This window comes from Candidatus Contendobacter odensis Run_B_J11, from assembly GCF_000531125.1.
Classification (GTDB): Bacteria; Pseudomonadota; Gammaproteobacteria; order Competibacterales; family Competibacteraceae; genus Contendibacter; species Contendibacter odensensis.
In genome coordinates this window covers 15814-30966 of sequence record NZ_CBTK010000275.1, presented here as the reverse complement: position 1 = coordinate 30966, position 15153 = coordinate 15814, and the positions used below count along the sequence as shown (strand labels likewise).

The 15153-nt window shown below is 59.4% G+C and carries 10 protein-coding genes; 6 read left to right on the top strand and 4 right to left on the bottom strand.

Annotation, left to right across the window (positions count from 1 at the left end):
- Positions 1-1028 (top strand): hypothetical protein (locus BN874_RS25200; RefSeq protein ID WP_195912218.1); only part of this gene is annotated, 1028 nt, incomplete at its 5' end.
- A 100-nt stretch (positions 1029-1128) separates the two neighbouring features.
- On the top strand, positions 1129-3951 hold the full coding sequence (gene ppc, locus BN874_RS17000) for a phosphoenolpyruvate carboxylase (protein WP_034435472.1): 2823 nt from the start codon (positions 1129-1131) through the stop codon (positions 3949-3951).
- 59 nt (positions 3952-4010) lie between these two features.
- Here the strand turns inward: ppc and recD are convergent, their stop codons facing one another.
- Positions 4011-5963, bottom strand: coding sequence for an exodeoxyribonuclease V subunit alpha (recD, locus tag BN874_RS16995; protein WP_320411479.1), 1953 nt, complete (start codon positions 5961-5963; stop codon positions 4011-4013).
- 51 nt (positions 5964-6014) lie between these two features.
- The gene (locus tag BN874_RS16990; protein ID WP_051497977.1) at positions 6015-6470 is read right to left on the bottom strand and encodes a MerR family transcriptional regulator; all 456 of its coding nucleotides are present in this window, start codon (positions 6468-6470) and stop codon (positions 6015-6017) included.
- A gap of 62 nt (positions 6471-6532) precedes the next feature.
- Between BN874_RS16990 and BN874_RS16985 the strand changes: the two genes are divergently transcribed.
- A complete protein-coding gene (locus tag BN874_RS16985; protein WP_034435459.1) occupies positions 6533-7153 on the top strand; it encodes a cation efflux transmembrane domain-containing protein in 621 nt (206 codons plus the stop codon).
- 389 nt (positions 7154-7542) lie between these two features.
- Here BN874_RS16985 and recB read toward each other — a convergent pair whose 3' ends face one another.
- Positions 7543-11166 carry an exodeoxyribonuclease V subunit beta gene (gene recB / locus BN874_RS16980; protein WP_034435458.1) on the bottom strand — a complete coding sequence of 1208 codons (3624 nt, stop codon included), beginning with the start codon at positions 11164-11166 and terminating at the stop codon, positions 7543-7545.
- A gap of 185 nt (positions 11167-11351) precedes the next feature.
- On the opposite strand from recB, the gene BN874_RS16975 reads away from it, so the two are divergent.
- A complete protein-coding gene (locus BN874_RS16975) occupies positions 11352-12761 on the top strand; it encodes an EAL and HDOD domain-containing protein (protein ID WP_051497976.1) in 1410 nt (469 codons plus the stop codon).
- 57 nt (positions 12762-12818) lie between these two features.
- Here the strand turns inward: BN874_RS16975 and BN874_RS16970 are convergent, their stop codons facing one another.
- Positions 12819-13670 carry an alpha/beta fold hydrolase gene (locus BN874_RS16970; protein WP_034435457.1) on the bottom strand — a complete coding sequence of 284 codons (852 nt, stop codon included), beginning with the start codon at positions 13668-13670 and terminating at the stop codon, positions 12819-12821.
- A gap of 92 nt (positions 13671-13762) precedes the next feature.
- Between BN874_RS16970 and BN874_RS16965 the strand changes: the two genes are divergently transcribed.
- Together BN874_RS16965 and BN874_RS16960 are read left to right on the top strand one after the other, a co-directional pair.
- The gene (locus BN874_RS16965; protein WP_034435456.1) at positions 13763-14503 is read left to right on the top strand and encodes an alpha/beta fold hydrolase; all 741 of its coding nucleotides are present in this window, start codon (positions 13763-13765) and stop codon (positions 14501-14503) included.
- 26 nt (positions 14504-14529) lie between these two features.
- Positions 14530-15150 carry a tetratricopeptide repeat protein gene (locus tag BN874_RS16960; protein WP_034435455.1) on the top strand — a complete coding sequence of 207 codons (621 nt, stop codon included), beginning with the start codon at positions 14530-14532 and terminating at the stop codon, positions 15148-15150.
- The last annotated feature ends 3 nt before the right edge of the window (positions 15151-15153 follow it).

Genomic DNA, 15153 nt, shown 5'->3' with positions numbered 1-15153 from the left:
AGCAGTCGTTGCAACAGCAGTTGCACCACCAGCAGGAGCGTCTCGGCGAGCTGGAAACCGCGCTCAACCACCTCCAGCAAACTCCGATCCAAGAGTCCCCGGCGGAATCTGCGACTACCGCCGACCTTACCGATCTGCATGAAACACTGGCCGTGCAAACCGGGGCACTGAACGATCTGCGTGAGGTGACCCAGCAGCGCTTCGGTACTCTTGAAAACCAGTGGCTGGATTTTCAACATGCTGCGGACTCACTCGGCGATCTGCATCAGGAAACCCAGGATCTCCGTCAGCAACTGGCCCGGCTGGATTCGGCTATTACCCAGCAACAGCAACATTCCACCGCTGGCGACCCGCACACTCAGGAACTTCACCAGAATCTGGAAACCCTCCAGCAGACCCTGGTTGATCTCGAGGCCCGCATGGCCGGGCAGGCGCAGGCGTTCAGCGGTAATTTCGAGCAATTTCGCGGCTTGCGCACTGACATCCAGAGCCTGCAACAGGATCTCGCCGCACTGGATACCTTGCCGGGGCAACTGCACACGCTCGATCAGAGCCTGAGCGCCCAGGATCGGCAGATCATCCAACTCAAACAGGCGGTTCAGAACCTCCAACAGGATTCACAACAACTCGGTGAAGCGATCCAGACCCGCCAGGGGTCGTCGGTCGAAGAACTGGAAACCCGGCTGAACGAGCAGCGCGAGCAGATGGACAGCCTGACCGCTACCCTTGAAACCGTCCAGAGTGACACCCGGCTCACCCAGGAAAAGGTCGTTACCATGGCGACTAATGTTGCTAAACGGATTTTTGAATTCCAGAATCAGTTGACGACCTCTGAAACTGCGCAGACCGAACGATTGCGAGAAGCTGAACAAAAGCTCATCCAGCTTCAGGCGGCACTCGAAATTCTGCAAACCCCCCATAAAAGCCGTCGCTGGTTCAAAATGCCGGCGGCATTAGCCACTGTCGTACTCACGGTGGGCACTGCTTTTCTGGGGATTCTGGCCAAAGTGATCTGGATGATCGGCTGAGCCCGCCTGCTCATTGCTCCCACGGGCGACCAACCGGCTTCCCGCGTTCGCCACCATTCTCGGTGCCCGAATCCTGTTCCCAGCCCCAAAGGTCATCCTCATGCCGGCTCCTTCCGACAAACCACTACGCGACCGTATCAAACTGCTGGGTCGGTTACTGGGCGATACCCTGCGCGACCGGGAAGGCCGTCCAGTGCTGGATGCGGTGGAAACCTTGCGCAAGGGCTTCACCGAACTGCGCCGCCAGTCCGATCCTAAAACGCGCGAACGACTGATGCGCTTCATCGCCGCCCTCAACCCGGAACTGTTGAACCCCGTCGTGCGCGCCTTCAACACCTACTTCAGTCTGGCCAACATCGCCGAGGAAGATTTTCAGCACCAGCAGCGCCGCGAGCAGGTCCGGTGCGGCAAGCCGTTGTGGCGCGGTTCGTTTGATGAAACCTTGCGTACTCTACGCGCCGCCGGGGTTGACGCCGGTCAACTGCAAACCCTGTTAAATCAAATCTGCTTCATCCCGGTGTTCACCGCCCATCCCACCGAAGCCAAGCGCCGGGTGCTACTGGGCGCACAGCGGCGGATTTTTCTGACTCACCTCAAGCTCGACGATCCGGCGCTTAATCCCTATCAGCGCAGCGAAGTGGTCGAGGAGTTGCGCAGCCAGATTCAGATTTTGTGGCATACCGACGAGGTACGCAGCAGCAAGCCGCAGGTGCGTGATGAGGTCAAAAACGGGTTGTACTACTTTCGGGAATCCATTTTTCAGGCGTTGCCGCTGCTCTATCGTAATCTGGAGCGGGCGCTGAACGCCGTTTACGGTGATGAAGGCGGCAAGGCGGCAGTACAGATTCCCGGTCTGCTGCGCTTCGGTTCATGGATCGGCGGCGACCGCGACGGCAATCCCTTCGTCACCCCGGACACCACCGCGCTGGCGCTGCGCCTGCAATCCCAGGAGATCCTGCGTGAATACCTGCGGCGGGTTGCGGATCTGAACCGGCATTTGACCTATTCCAGTTCTCTGGTCACGCCTTCGCCGCCGTTCACCGCCAGCCTGGCAGCGGACGTGCGACGCATGGCCGTGCTGTTCCGCGACCCGACCCTGCAATATGCCCAGGAACCCTACCGGCGCAAATTCTTCCTGATGCATCACCGCCTGCAACACAATCTCGACCGCATCCACGCCCGGATTGACGAGCGCGAGGACAGGATTCCGATACCGTTCTGGGGCTATGCGTCAGAACAGGAATTTCTCGACGATCTGTACTTGATCCGCGAGTCGCTGGTTGCCCATGGCGACGGTGCGGTCGCCGACGGCGAATTGAACGACCTGATCCGGCTGGCGGAAACCTTCGGCTTTCATCTGGCCGCGCTCGATGTGCGGCAGGAATCGGGCCGGCATACGGCGGCGGTCGCGGAACTTTTCGCCATGGCGCCCAACTTGCCGGATTACGTCGCCCTGAGCGAAGACGAACGGCTGAGCGTTCTCGGCAACCTGCTGGCCCAGCCCGGCACCCCGCTGTTGTACTGCGACTCGTTCAGTCCGGCGACCCAGGAGACGCTGGACGTGTTTCAGGTCATGGCACGGATGCATGAGGAGATCGGTCCGCACGCCTTCGATACCTACGTCATTTCCATGACCCATGAAGCCAGTCATGTGCTGGAAGTCCTGTTTTTGTCCAGCTTCGCCGGACTGGCGGGCCGCCGCACCGATGGCGGCTGGCATTGCGACATTCGTGTCGCCCCACTGTTCGAGACCATTGCGGATTTGAGCCGGGTGGAGACGCTGTTGACCCGGCTGCTGGATCAGCCGACCTATCGCGAACTGTTGGTGGCGTCCGGTGGGGTGCAGGACGTCATGGTGGGTTATTCCGATTCCTGCAAGGACGGCGGCATTCTGGCCTCGAACTACGGACTGTATCAGGCGCAACAACAGGCGGTGGCACTGGCAGCGACGCACGGTTTCGGTTGCCGGCTGTTTCACGGGCGCGGCGGCACTGTGGGGCGCGGTGGCGGCCCGGTTCACGACGCCATTCTGGCCCAGCCGCCGGGCACGGTACGCGGCCAGATCAAGATCACCGAACAGGGCGAAGTGCTGTCATTCAAGTATCAGAATCTGGAAACCGCTGTTTACGAACTGACGCTCGGCATCACCGGGCTGATTAAAGCCAGCCGACATCTGATTCAGGAGACGCCGGACGATCCGCCGGATGCAGCTCCGATCATGGCCGAACTGGCTCGGTATGGCGAAGCGGCTTACCGCGATCTCACCGATCACACCCCAGGCTTTATGGATTATTTCTACGAAGCCACCCCGGTCACCGCCCTCGGCGCGTTGAACATCGGCTCACGGCCGTCGCACCGCGCCAGGGGTGACCGTTCCAAATACTCGGTGCGGGCGATCCCGTGGATGTTCGGCTGGGGTCTGGCACGACATACCTTACCCGGCTGGTACGGCATCGGCACCGCGTTGACGATATTGCGCGGCGATGATCCCGAGCGGCTGGCGACCCTGCAAAAGTTGTATCGGGACTGGCCGTTTTTCCGCGCCCTGCTCGATAACAGCCAGATGTCGCTCAGCAAGGTGGATGTGGGCATCGCCCGTGAATATGCCCGGCTGTGCGAAGATGCCGCGATTGAAACCGGCATTTATCAGCGGTTCCGCGATGAATACGAGCGGACCTGTCGGGAAATTCTGGCGGTGGCGCAAATTCCCACATTGCTGGCAGAGAATCCGATGCTGGCTAAATCGTTGGAGCGGCGCAACCCCTATCTCGACCCGCTTAATCACATTCAGGTCACGTTGTTGCGTCGTTACCGGCAGGCGCTGCGCGATCAGGGTGCGGATTCGCCGGAAGCGGAGACGTGGCTGCGCCCCCTGTTGCGTTCGATCAACGCGCTGGCGGCAGGAATGCGCAATACCGGCTGAACAGCAGGCTGGATCGATCCTTTAGCAGCCGGCAGCGGTTCCTGAAATCCGGTGAAGGTTCAAGCGGGTGGCGTCGGCAGGGCAGCGGCTCTCTCGCTACTCACTCGCGGCTCAACCCACAGCCGGTCGCGCAGGCCCGATGACCGTCGTAACCGGCGCTCGACTGCACCGGCGAATACCTCAGGCACCCCATAAAAACTGGCCCGCTGTTTGGCACGGGTCAGCGCGGTGTACAACAGTTCACGACTCAACACCGGCGATGGTGCATTCGGCGTCACCACCAGAACATGGTCGAATTCCGAACCCTGGCTTTTATGCACCGTCATCGCGTAGACGGTTTCATGATCCGGCAACCGCGCCGGGGCGAAACTGCGCAAGGCGCCGTCGCTGCCCAGGAAAAACACCTTCATCCGGGTGGAATCCTCCGGGTCCGGCAGCGTGATCCCAATGTCGCCGTTGAACAGCCGCAGGTTGTAGTCGTTGTGGACGATCATCACCGGCCGCCCGCAGTACCAGTCCTGGCGGGTATTCACCAGGCCCCGACGGTGTAGCACTTCCTCGCACAGCCGGTTTAACGCCTCTACCCCGAACGGGCCGTTCCGCAACGCACTCAGCACCCGGAACTGGTTGAAGCGTTCAAACACCGCCACCGGCCCGGCATTGTTCTGCGCGGCCTGCAAATAGGATGCAAACCCCGCCGTGACCGGTTCCGCGATCTGTTCCGCTAATTCAGCCGGATCGGCCAGCGTTTGCCACGCAATATCTTCATGAGGCATCCCTTCCAGCAACGCCAGCGCGTCGGTCGCTTTGCCCCGATTCACCGCCTGCGCCAGTGCGCCAATGCCGCTGGTCGCGCCAAAGCGGTAGCTATGTTTTAGCAGCACGATGGCGTCCGCCAGCGGCGACGTCACAGTTCGACCACGCGGCAACCTCTCGCCAGTCAAGGTCGCTAACCGCGACCGGAACTCCGGCGAAAAGCCACCTGCTCCGGCACAAATTTCGCCCAACACCGCGCCCGCTTCCACCGAGGCCAACTGGTCTTTGTCGCCCAGCAGGATCAATCGGGCGGTGGGCGGCAGCGCGGCCACTGTTTTCGCCATCAGCGCCAATCCGACCATCGATACCTCGTCCACCACCAGCACATCCAGCGGCAACGGATTATCGCGGTCGTGGCGGAAATAAACCGAGTTGGGGCGAGCGCCCAGCAAGCGGTGCAAGGTGGAGGCTTCTTCGGGAATTTGCGCCAACTGCTCCGGTTGCAGTCCCAGCCGACTCAAATCGGGCTTGGCAGCACGAATGGCTTCCTGCAACCGTGCCGCCGCTTTGCCGGTCGGCGCCGCCAGCGCGATGCGCAATGGCCGTGCGCCGGCCTGCCCGGTCAATAGCGCCAGAATCCGCAGCACGGTGCTGGTCTTGCCGGTGCCGGGACCGCCGGAAATCACGCAGAGCCGTTTCAGCGCCGCGACCGCCGCCGCCACCTTTTGCCAGTCTGGTCCGGTCAGTTGCGGATGGCGCGGATACAGTCGTTTGAGATCAGTCTGCAACTGCGCTTCGTCCACCGCTTCTGAGCTAACACTGGCCCTCTGGAGCAGATCATCCGCCAGGCGGCGCTCATAGTCCCAATAGCGGTACAGATACAGTCGTCCACGCCGGTCGAGAACCAGCGGTTGGCGTCGACCCGGTCGCCCTACTACCGGACTGGCCCGTACCGCGCTCAGCCACTCGCCCAGCGGCGGGATGAAAGCAGGTATTTCCGCCGCTTTCGCGCTCCACTGTGCCCGCCGCGCCCACTGCCGCAGGTTGACGCAAATATCGCCCTGACCGGTGGCATGACTCGCCAGTGCCGCTGCCAGCGCCAGCGCTGCGCTCGCCCCCAACCCATCGGCTATGGGGAGAGGGGAGCTTTCAGCGGGGTCGCTGCCGGCCAATTGCACCATCAACCGGGCAAAATGCAGGTCCAGATCGGTCAGCAGACCCATCTGGCGCAGAGCGGGCAGGGGATCGGTTGTCACCGCGCTACCCTCATTTGTCGCACGCATCATGTAAACCATCGCTATGATCTTTCATAAATTTTCTACCGGGCAATTCCAGTGATCGCTATTCGCCGAACTCCCACCGCATACCCGCTGATCCAGCGTTTCAAGCAACCGGCAATGCTCCGCGCTAGGGCTGCGACAGTCCGCCAACCGGGACAGCACCTCGCGCAATGCGCGCAAATCCTGAATTCGCGCCTCAACGGCAGTCAAGTGTTCGCGAACCAGACGGTCGGCCTCATGACAGGGCTGCTCCGGCTGGTCGGCGAGTTGCAGCAGCGTCTTGATCTCAGCGATGCCAAAACCCAGTTCGCGGCCACGACGGATGAAGCGTAGCCGCTGAATAGTGCTGGCATCGTAGCGCCGATAGCCGTTGATCGCACGCGGCGGCTCGGCCAGCAACCCAATCCGCTCGTAATAACGGATGGTTTCCAAATTGACGCCGGATTCACGACTCAATACGCCGATAGTGTAACTTTGAACCATGGTTGACTCCGTAGCAACTACGGGGTTCAGGATACTCCCCTGTCTATCGAGAGGAGAACCCCGTGAGCGCGCATTGCTGTCATCACCGCCCGCCGCCGCCGAGCGCGGATCGGCGCGACCGCTACCATATTGTGCTGTGGATCGCCCTGCTTGTTAATGCCGCGATGTTCGCGGTGGAAATCAGCACTGGGATACAGGCCGGATCGGTATCACTGCTGGCGGATTCGCTGGATTTCCTTGGTGATGCCGCCAACTATGGCATCACGCTGTGGGTGTTGAGGCTGAGCCTCGCCATCCGCGCTCGGGCCGCGCTGCTGAAAGCAGTTTCGATGGCAGCCTTCGGAGTTTGGGTGATTGGCGTGGCTATCAGCAACACCGTTGCTGGCATTACCCCCGACGCGCCGACGATGGGCATGGTCGGGGGGCTGGCGCTGGCCGCCAATCTAGCGGTGGCGGCGCTGCTTTATGGCTACCGCGACGGCGACAGCAACCGGCGCGGCGCGTGGCTATGCACCCGCAACGACGCACTCGGTAACCTGGCGGTTCTGCTCGCTGCCCTGGGCGTGTTCGGAACCGGCGCAGCGTGGCCCGATCTGATCGTGGCGGCGATCATGGCGGGACTGGCGTTAACCTCCGCTGTGCAAGTGATTCGTCAGGCGCGGCTCGAACTGGCAACCGCGTAGGCTGGCTGACGCGACCTGGATCGCCGCGATCAAGGGACTGACCGCAGATGACCCGCTGGAACCAGCCCTTTCAAGGTGTAAAAATACAACATTGAAAATCAATAAGTTGAATTTAATCTCGAACCCTCTTCTTAGCCAAACCCGATGTTAGGCCGAGTCGGTTAATAGAGAATCAGACGGTTACGTCAATCATCAACTGAGCACCTTGAAAGGGCTGCCCGCTGGAACACCAACACACCCACACCCACACCCACGAGCACCATCATCAACACCAACACGAGGCGTCAGTTGTTCCCGGCGCAGCACACCGTCACCCGCATTTCCCGGATGCGCACCACCGGCATCGTCATTAAACGAGGAAGAGGCAATATTCGACCTCACATTGGCCATCAATCGCCAATCCTGCCTGTTGCCATCAACCGATCCAACTCTTTTACTAATGCCAGTGAAGGCCGATTCTGGTATACGCCGCAATCCGGCCCTGATTCTGGATTCATCCCGCGTAAAAACAGATAGAACACGCCACCAAAATGCCGCTCGTAGTCGTAATCCAACACTCGCAACCGTAAATAGCGATGCAGCGCCACAGTGTAGATCAGATATTGCAGCACATAGGAATCGCGAGCCATGGCTTCATCCAGCGATGCGCGGCGATAAGCCGCCAGTTCTGCGCCAAGCCAGTTGGATTTGTAATCCACCAGATAGAAGCGGCCCTCGGCTTCAAATACCAAATCCATGAAGCCTTTCATATAACCGCGCAATGGATTGAATTCGAGCTTCTCAATCATTTCCCGAAACGGTTCTGCGGTCAAACCATGCCGTTCCAGAACTCGCCGCAAGCTGTCAGCGCGCAATTGCGCCAGCGGATAAGTGAATTCCAGTTCATTCAGCCGTCGTTCCGGCGTTACCGACGCCAGCGTTAATCCGCTCTCATTCAATGGCGTTGCCAGCACCCGTTCCACTAGATCGGCAATGGTCGGCGTCCATGCCGCTGCGTCCAGCCCATGTCCGGTCAGCGTCCGGCTCACTAGGGCTTCCAGCTGCTCACGGTCGTGTTGGGTAAAGTCCAGCCGCTCAAACAGCGCGTGCAGGCAAACGCCCGACCGCGCCCCGCGTGGAAAGGTAAAAATGTCGCGACGGGAGGAAAGCGCCGCAGCGGATTCCGCCTCAACCGCAGGCACGCCAACGCTCATATCGTAATCGGGCGTTTCGACGCTGTGACCTGCGGTCAACGCAGTAAAACTGCCCACTCGCCACGATTCCGGCAATAGTCCGGCGAAGCTGCGCGCCTTCAATTCCGGTTCTGTCACATTCGGCGGTTGATAACGGCGTCCCGGTTCACGCGGCAGCGGCGCAATAGCGACGGTTGCACCAGCCGCCGTTAACCTTTCGCGCAATTCATTGCGGATCGCCGGCGTTTCCATTTTCTTGAACCGCTCTTGCGTCGCCTGTAGCCAGTCGTGACTGGAATCCTTGACGGTGGGCCGGTGCAGCAGCCAGGCGGCAGGAGCGCTATCGGCATCCTTAATCTTGCCCCAGACCAGGTAGCAACGCTGCTTGGCGCGAGTCAGCGCGACATAAAACAACCGCAGGTTCTCGGCCATTTCCTCGCGGCGGGCGTAGTGCCGGGCGGGGTCGGCTTCGTCCAGACCGACGGCGAGAATGGTTCGGCCCGGATGGGCGGGATCGTGATACAGCAACGTTTCCTCCTTGTCGCCGACATGCAATTTGCCATCCCAGACAAACGGGCAGAACACCACCGAGTATTCCAGTCCCTTGCTCTTGTGGACGGTCACGATCCGCACCAGATTCTCGTCACTTTCCAGCCGCAATTGTTGCTCTTCGTCGTTTTTAGCCGGGGTGCGACGGTGGTCGCCGAGCCACTTGAGCAATCCCGCCATCCCGGGATGGGTACGGCTGGCGACGTGCAGCAGTTCGGCCAGATGCAGCACATTGGTCAGCCGCCGCTCGCCATCGCGGAAGGCCAGTAATCGGGGCGCAACCGCTGCATCCATCAACCAGGTGCGAAAAAAGCGCATGAAGCCGTGCTCGTGCCACAACCGCCGATAATCCTGGAAGGTTTCCAGTTGCCGCGCCCAAGCCTGTTCATCATCGCGCAACTGATACAACGCCTCGCCGCTCATCCCGACCAGATCAGAGGCCAGCGCCGCCCGCACTCGTCCTTCATCGCCGGGTTCTGCCACCGCCGCTAACACCCATTCCAGGTGCTGCGCCTCAGCAGTGGTCAATACGCTATCGTCGGCGTGCTGGACGCTCGGCACCCGCAACCGCAGCAAGTGATCACGGATCAGGCGACCTTGCCGATGACTGCGTACCAGCACCGCGATATCGCCGCCGGCCAGCGGACGACTGCCTTCCGCTGTAGAGGCTTTACCGATGCGAGCCTGACCGTGCGCGCCCAGATTCAGCAGTCGGGAAATTTCAGCGGCGGTCGCCCGCGCCGCCCATTCATTGGCCTCGCCCTTACCCATCGGCTCTTTGGGATCAGCGGAGTCCACAAACCAGAGTTGCAAGGGTGGTTCCAATTGCCCTTGAATCCACAACGGTTCATGTTGTTTCTTTTCTGCCGGAATGGCGGGTTGGAAGAGAATCTCGTCGAATAAAAACGGCTGGGTTTTGACGGTACCGAATACTGCGTTTAATGCGGTCAGCAGGCGCGGATCAGAACGCCAGTTCACGTCGAGAGTATAGCCATGGGCAGTATCGCGGCGGGCATTGATATAGGCGAAAATGTCGGCGCCACGAAAGCTGTAAATCGCCTGTTTGGGATCGCCGACCAGAAAGACTGGCTTGCCGGTACTGGCATAAATGCTGCGGAAAATATCGTACTGCACCGGGTCAGTGTCCTGGAATTCGTCAATCAGCGCAGCGGCATAGCGGCGACGCAAGGTTTCCGCCAGCACCGCGCCCTGACGCGGATTTTTCAGGGCATCATGTAAATTGAGCAATAAATCATCATAGGATTGCGTTTGTTGCTGGCGCTTGCGGACGGCTAATTCGGCATTGCAATAGGCCAATAGCTTCACCGGAATTTGATGCCGGCAGTAATCAGCCAGTGTTTCGCAGGCGGCTTGCAGCGTTTCGCAGGCGTCGAAGAACGGATGTTGTGGCGCCGATTTGCCCTTATTAACCGAGGCTTGCAGTTTGGCAGTGGTGAAACGGTCAAATTTGTCGAATAGTTCAAGTTTCGGGATTTCCACCGTGAGATAATTATCCATGGCATTCAGCCAGCCAGGGATCGATTTCAATCCGTATTTTTGCCGATTAAGAGCCGGTGATTTTAATAGCAGCTCTTCAATTCCAATGCGGTGATCCTGCCAGAGTTGTCGCGTCTGTTGATAAGCGGTGAGAAAAGCGTGTTCCAATACTGCACCATCGGTTTCACCTTCTGGTGTAGATATTTCCAGATAGGGCTTACCCAAATGCCGGCGAATATCGCTGAGCAGTTTTTCCGGGCTGTACTTTTTATCCAAAAAATATTGCACCACCATCGGCGAGGCTCGATAAAACTCGCGCCGCCAAAAATCATCCACGATTTCCTGAAGCAGATCGCTGGTGTCCGTCATTAACTCAGTTTCAAAGGACAAGCCGCTTTCAAAAGCGTTATCGCCCAGCACCCGCTTGCAGAAGCCGTGAATGGTGAAAATGGCGGCTTCGTCAAAGCCGCGCACCGCATTGGTCAACCGGCGAATCGCAAGATCGCGATTAGGAAATAAATCCAGCATTCGCACACTGAATTCATCATCGGCGTCGGCGCGACCTCGTTGGAACGCGAGACGGATTTGTGCCAAGCGGGTGCGGATGCGGTCGCGCAATTCCTTGGTCGCGGCATTGGTGTAGGTCACCACCAGAATTCGGTTAACCGGGATCGCCTCCTCCATCACCAGACGTAGATACAAAGCGGTAATGGTGTAGGTCTTGCCGGTCCCGGCACTGGCTTCAATAAAGTTAAGGCCAGTGAGCGGGGTATACAGCGGGTCGAGGCATTGCATATTGATTCCTCTGCAACTGAACTCCGGCCTGCGCCGGAATGACGGAAAGTGAAAGTCGCTGGGCTATACTCGCTCACAGTAGCGGCTGCCTGATCTCCCGAACCGGTATCGTAATTTTCGGGATCATTGGGAAGGGTCGCTATCGAATCCCTGGTCAACCGAGAGAAACTCTCCGTGTTTTTACCATGCTAAGCCGACTGTTTGCCTTCTTTTCCAACCGCCGGATTCGCAACCGGGCCGCTGCCGAGCAGCGTGACTTTCAAATGCTTAACGCGCTGGCGCCGGTCAAGGATGCTGACCCCGCCGGTGTGGCCACCATGCAGACGGAGCATGGCGATCCCGCTGGTTCTGCCGCCGCCCGCTCGGTGATCTGCCGCGAAGCGGTACTCAACCGTGAGCAGCGGGTGGCGGGCTATGAGTTCATGCTGCGCGGGAAAATCCATGAGCAGATGCGGATGCCCAACCGGCGCCCCCACTACCGCTTTTACAACGAGGTGATGATCAACCATCTGTTACAGGATTCGGTCAGCCGGCTGTTAGGCCATCGGCACGCCTTTGTCACCGTACTCGGCTCTTTCCTCGCCAATCCGCTTTTCGACCGGCTACTCGGCCAAGGCATGGTGCTGACCGCCCTGCTGCTGGATAACGCCAGCGACAGCGATACTCCCCGCCTGCTCCCCGAACGGATCAGCGAGCTGAAACAGCGGGGTTTCAAGTTTGCGCTGGAGGAGTGTTTCGAGGGTACACAGTTTGAAGCGCTGGCGCCTCATGCCGACTACTTCATCCTTAGAACCTCGCAGCACAAACCCGCTGAAATCCAGCAGATCACCGAACAGATCGGTCAGCGTTATCGAAGCGCCGCCTTCGTCGCCCGCGATTTGGAAAGTTTCGACGACTTCCAACTCTGTAGCAAGTTGGGATTCACTCTATTCCAGGGGCCGTTTGTAACTCGCCGCGAAGACTGGACCGACAACCAGGTTGGCCCGCAGACCCTGCACGTTTGTGATCTGCTTAATCATTTGCGACGGGAGGCGGACACGACAGAACTGGCGCGGTTGTTGATGCAGGATACGGTGCTCTCCTATCGCCTGCTGCGCTATATCAACTCCGCTGCATCGGGCCTGCGCCAGCCGATCACCTCCATCGAACACGCGCTGGTGGTGATGGGTCGGCAGACCATGTACCGCTGGTTGACCCTGATCCTGTTCGGCTCGGCCCAGAACGCGCCTCATGCCGCCGCGTTGCAGGAAAATGCACTGGTGCGCGGTCGCTTCATGGAGCTGATTAGCGAGGGAGCAGTCGCTGAGACCGAACGCGATAACCTGTTCGTCACCGGGTTGTTCTCGATGCTCGATTTGGTGCTGCGGATACCGCTGGCTACGGCGATTAGACCGCTCAATCTGCCGGTGGCGATTGAGGCGGCGCTGCTGCGTAACGAGGGACCCTACGCGCCGTTCCTCGACTTGGCGCTGGCCTGTGAATCTCCTCATCAGCATCGCATCGAGGCGGCGGCTGCGAGATGCGGGGTGGAGGTTTCCGCAGTCAACGCCCAGCATTTTGCAGCGCTCATCTGGGTACAGGCGATCCAGGTTTAGCGCCAGCACTTTCGGGTATGGCGTAGCACGGGCATCCGACCCGTGCCACCTCACTGATCAATCCGCCAGCAGCCAGTCCCGTACTACCGCGATTTGATCGTCGGCCATCAGCGCCGGCGCATGGCCCATACCGGGAAATTCGATCAACTTGGCCTTGGGGCCACGCTCGGTCATCGCCACTGCGTCGGCATGATCCAGCACGTCGGAAAACGCGCCACGCAGCACCAGCGTCGGGCAGTGGATGCGGTCCCAGAACGGCCACAGATCAATATCCTTCAAATCCAGCGTCTTGAAATTCTCAGCGATGCCGGGATCGTAGGCCATCGCATAGCGGCCATCTTCCAATTGTCGGGAACTGTGAATCGTCATATGCCGCCATTGCGCGTCGCTCAAATTGCCAAAAGGGGCGGCGATGGTGCGCATGAAGCGTTCCATCCGCTCGATGCTGTCGTAGGTCACCAGTTGGCCGACGTAGGTCGCGACTCGTTGCAGACCGGCGACGGGGATACGCGGCCCGATGTCGTTGATCACCATTTTATGGATCGGCGTGCCGGGATAACTGGCCATGAAAATGCCAATCAGCCCGCCCATTGAAGTACCGACCCAATCAATCCGCTCGGCGTCAATCCGCGCCAGTAGCATCGCCAGATCGTTGACGTATAACGGATAAGTGTAGTCGCTCTTGTCCGCCAGCCAGTCGCTGTGGCCGCGCCCGACCACATCCGGGCAGATCACCCGGTAATCCTGCTCCAGCGCGGCAGCGAGAAAGTCGAAATCACGACCAGTGCGGGTTAGTCCGTGGACGCAGATTAAGACCTTGGGATTGGCGGGATCGCCCCATTCGGTGTAATGAACCCGGTGGAAACCGTGGGGACCCAGGGCGCGGTAGTCGCGGGATTGCATCGCCATGATTAATTCTCCTTGCAGTGATGGCGTCATTATCCGGTAAGTGATGGAGGGTAGCTATAATCGTGGCATCAACCCTTTAGCCGGAGGCGGGCATGGCGACTTTGTACTACACCGAAAGCGGTCAGGGTGAGCCGCTGCTGCTATTGCATAGCGGCGGCATGAGCGGCGCAGAGTGGAAGCCGCACCTTCCTCTGTTCGCCCGTGCGTTCCGGGTTATTGTTCCCGATCATCTCGGTCATGGTCGCAGCCCGATGATCGCCGAGAAGCTGACCGTCGCCGACATGGGTCAAGCCATATTAGAACTGCTGGATGAGCTGGGGCTGGCACGGGCGCATCTGGTGGGATCGTCGATGGGCGGGGCCGTCGCGCTTTGGCTGACGGTTCACCATTCCGACCGGGTTAGCGCGCTGGTGTTGTATCGAGTAGGCTACCGCAAGGATGAGGTCACTCACGCCGGTACCCGCAGCATGGCCGATCCGGCTTATTGGCGCGGCGTCGGGATGCACAAATGGCTGAGCGACATTCATCAGCCGCAGGGTGGCCCGGACGCTTGGGAGACGGTGATTGGGCGGGTGTCGGAGGCCCTAGAGCCGGTGACGACCGATCATGCTCACGATTTGGAAATTCTGGAGCGCATCACCCAGCCGACCTTAATCGTGGTGGGCGACCGCGATCCAGTCGCGCCGCTGGATCAGATTCTGGAGATGTTCGGGGCGATTCCCAACGTCGGACTCTGGGTGATGCCCTATGCAACCCACGTCACCGCAACCAATACCTGGCGGGCGGAATCGTTCGCGCTGGAAGTGTCGCGGTTTTTGCAGCGGCAGAAGTAGGGTGGAAAAATTGGGGGAATGTGGCAATGCGCAAGATGCAGAACATGCTGATGCTGGCGGCGGCGCTGATATCCACACCAGTCCATGCCGGCCAATATGACGCCGTATTCAGCCAGATTCAGCGAATGCTGATCCAGTCGGCAAAAAATGATGAGGCCGGTCTGAATGCGACCCGGCAGCAATTGGAGAGCCTCCCCAAATCGGCGCACCAGAATATGAAAGAGGCCCGCGCTCTGAATCAACAGGGCTTGGATGCGCTGAAGCGAAATGATTACCCGTCCGCCGCGACTGCTTTTCAGAAAGCGCAGGAAACGGATCCCGCCGATATCGAAATTGCCGGCAATCTCGGTTACGCTAATCTAAAACTTGGCCAGTTCAAACGCGCTGAACATCAACTGATTTATGCCCTTTCGCTGGCGCCGGGACGGTCATCATCGTGGTTTAATCTGGGGCAGGTTTATGGAGCGCTGAACGATGTTGAAAAGGCAACCGGCGCATTCGCAACTACCTATCGCTTATCCCAGAACCGCGCCAAGACCGAGCAGTTTATGCGGCAAGCACTGACCACGTCGGAGAATAACGAAACTACCCGTGTCGCATTACAACAGGCATTAAAGCTTTTCGGGTTGCCGGAGTATCCGCAATAAAAC

What these genes read in the sequence shown, in the direction of transcription:
- BN874_RS16990 (WP_051497977.1), bottom strand. Translation starts at nt 6,470, where the DNA reads ATGGTTCAAAGTTACACTATCGGCGTATTGAGTCGTGAATCCGGCGTC.
- ppc (WP_034435472.1), top strand. Translation starts at nt 1,129, where the DNA reads ATGCCGGCTCCTTCCGACAAACCACTACGCGACCGTATCAAACTGCTG.
- recB (WP_034435458.1), bottom strand. Translation starts at nt 11,166, where the DNA reads ATGCAATGCCTCGACCCGCTGTATACCCCGCTCACTGGCCTTAACTTT.
- BN874_RS16960 (WP_034435455.1), top strand. Translation starts at nt 14,530, where the DNA reads ATGCGCAAGATGCAGAACATGCTGATGCTGGCGGCGGCGCTGATATCC.
- BN874_RS16975 (WP_051497976.1), top strand. Translation starts at nt 11,352, where the DNA reads ATGCTAAGCCGACTGTTTGCCTTCTTTTCCAACCGCCGGATTCGCAAC.
- BN874_RS16970 (WP_034435457.1), bottom strand. Translation starts at nt 13,670, where the DNA reads ATGGCGATGCAATCCCGCGACTACCGCGCCCTGGGTCCCCACGGTTTC.
- BN874_RS16965 (WP_034435456.1), top strand. Translation starts at nt 13,763, where the DNA reads ATGGCGACTTTGTACTACACCGAAAGCGGTCAGGGTGAGCCGCTGCTG.